Raw genomic sequence first — 1,862 nt, 5'->3', positions numbered from 1 at the left:
GTCCCGACGCATCCACCGTCAAACCATGCAGCCGAACTCGCTCCGTGCTCGTTAACTTGATCTCTACGGCCGACGGGCCCGGATTTCCCATATGCCAAGGATAAGAACTTATCCGCCGAATTTCAGGCGCATGACACTAGATGTGCGACTTCCGCACCGAGTGCCATGCCGCCCCGACCAGAGCCCGCGTCGACCGGACCACTGAGAGCCGTTCGTGCCGACGGTACAGATTCCAGTTGTACTGGACCAGCGACAACTTGTTCGACGAGAGCGACCCGGCCCGCTGAGACCGGTACACCGCCAAGGGTTCCCTCAGAGCCCGGGCGGGGGTCCCGTCCCGCATGATCGACAACCAGAGCGCGTAGTCCTGCCTCTTCGGCATGTCCGGCATCAGCTTCGCCCCGAGCACCCTGCGGTCGTACATGGCGGTCAGAGCGCCGATGTGGTCCTGGACCAGCATCGCGCTGTAGTCCACGTGCTCAGGCGCCCACACGACGCGCCCGTTCGGGACGAAGTCGGCGGCCTCGCCCTCGTACAGGGCGTCGACCTTGTAGTAGGAGGTGAACGTGAGGGGCGTCCCGGCTGTCGCGGCGAAGGCGAGCTGCTTCTCCAGCTTCGTCACGAGCCACATGTCGTCGCTGTCGAGAAGGGCGATGAAGTCACCCTGGGCCCGCTCGATGGCCAGGTTCCGGGCCCGGGCCGCGCCCCCCTGCCGGGCCGCTGCCTCCGGCATGACCCGCTCGTCCTGCCGGGCCAGCTCTGTCAGCAGATCCATCGAGTCGTCCGAGGACGCGTCGTCGGTGATCAGCAGTTCGAGATCGGTGTGGGTCTGCGCCAGCACCGACCGAACTGAGGGCCCGAGCGTGGCCGCCGAATTGTGTACCGGCATCACCACAGAAACCAGGGGCACAGCGCTGCTCCCTTACCCAGCTTGGAGTCATCATGGATGTCGTCGTCGCCGGCCAAGGCTACGTGGGACTCCCCCTCGCTGTGCGCGCCGCCGAGGTGGGCCATCGCGTCGTCGGCTACGACGTGGATCTGCACCGTATCAACCGGCTCACCGCCGGTGAGTCGTACGTGGAGGACTTGACCTCCTCGCGGCTCCGCACGGTGCTGGACTCCGGGGCCTACTCCGCGACCGCCGACGTCGCCGCGCTGGCCGGCTTCGACATCGCGGTGATCACCGTGCCGACCCCACTGCGAGACGGCGTGCCCGACCTGACCTACATCGAGTCCTGCGACCGGACCCTTGGCGAGTACGCTCGCCCCGGCGGGCCTCCGGGTCGGGGATGACTTCCTGGCTGGATTCAGTCCCGAACGCATCGCTCCGGGGAACAAAACGCATCGCTCCGGGGAACAAGAGGTGGTCGTTCGAGGGGACACCCAACTTGGTGTCCGGAATCGACGCCAAATCACTCCATGCGATCAAGGGTTTCTACGATGGCATCTTTCAGACCACGGTTCCGGTGTCCGGGACGAGGGTCGCCGAGATGGCCGAGCTGATCGAGAACGTCTTCCGGTTCGTCAACATCTCCCTGGTCAACGAGATGGCGACGCTGGCGGCTCCCCTCGGCGTGAACATCTGGGAGGCGATCGACGCCGCCGCAACCAAGCCCTTCGGCTTCACACGGTTCACCCCGGGGCTGGGAGTCGGCGGGCACTGCCTGCCCGTCGACCCGTTGTGCCTGTCCTGGAAGGTCCAGCAGGAGCTCGGCGTCCGTTCCGGTTCGTGGAACTCGCCAACGACGTGAACCGCCACATGCCCGACTAGAAGACCACTGAAGATCTTGCGTTGTGGCCTCGCCTCAGATGATGCGAGGCCAGACTCACTTGTGTGCAGGGTGAATGGGCTGGGGAACTGG

General features: G+C 65.5%; 3 protein-coding genes. 2 read left to right on the top strand and 1 reads right to left on the bottom strand.

The window, feature by feature from the left end; genetic code table 11:
• Nucleotides 1–136 precede the first annotated feature (136 nt).
• Complete coding sequence (locus tag ACWEVS_RS46245; protein ID WP_452557616.1) at nucleotides 137–889, bottom strand: glycosyltransferase family 2 protein; 753 nt, start codon at nucleotides 887–889, stop codon at nucleotides 137–139.
• A 53-nt stretch (nucleotides 890–942) separates the two neighbouring features.
• Between ACWEVS_RS46245 and ACWEVS_RS46240 the strand changes: the two genes are divergently transcribed.
• Together ACWEVS_RS46240 and ACWEVS_RS46235 are read left to right on the top strand one after the other, a co-directional pair.
• Entirely contained in the window at nucleotides 943–1,293 is a 351-nt protein-coding gene (locus ACWEVS_RS46240; RefSeq protein WP_452557614.1) for a hypothetical protein, read from the top strand.
• 173 nt (nucleotides 1,294–1,466) lie between these two features.
• Entirely contained in the window at nucleotides 1,467–1,751 is a 285-nt protein-coding gene (locus ACWEVS_RS46235; protein ID WP_452557612.1) for a hypothetical protein, read from the top strand.
• Nucleotides 1,752–1,862 lie beyond the last annotated feature (111 nt).

It is taken from the genome of Nonomuraea sp. NPDC003754 (assembly GCF_053605785.1).
This window is presented reverse-complemented; position numbering and strand designations above follow the sequence as displayed.

Bases quoted from the DNA above. Each gene is read 5' to 3' on its own strand.
- ACWEVS_RS46245 (WP_452557616.1), bottom strand. From the start codon at position 889: ATGCCGGTACACAATTCGGCGGCCACGCTCGGGCCCTCAGTTCGGTCG.
- ACWEVS_RS46240 (WP_452557614.1), top strand. From the start codon at position 943: ATGGATGTCGTCGTCGCCGGCCAAGGCTACGTGGGACTCCCCCTCGCT.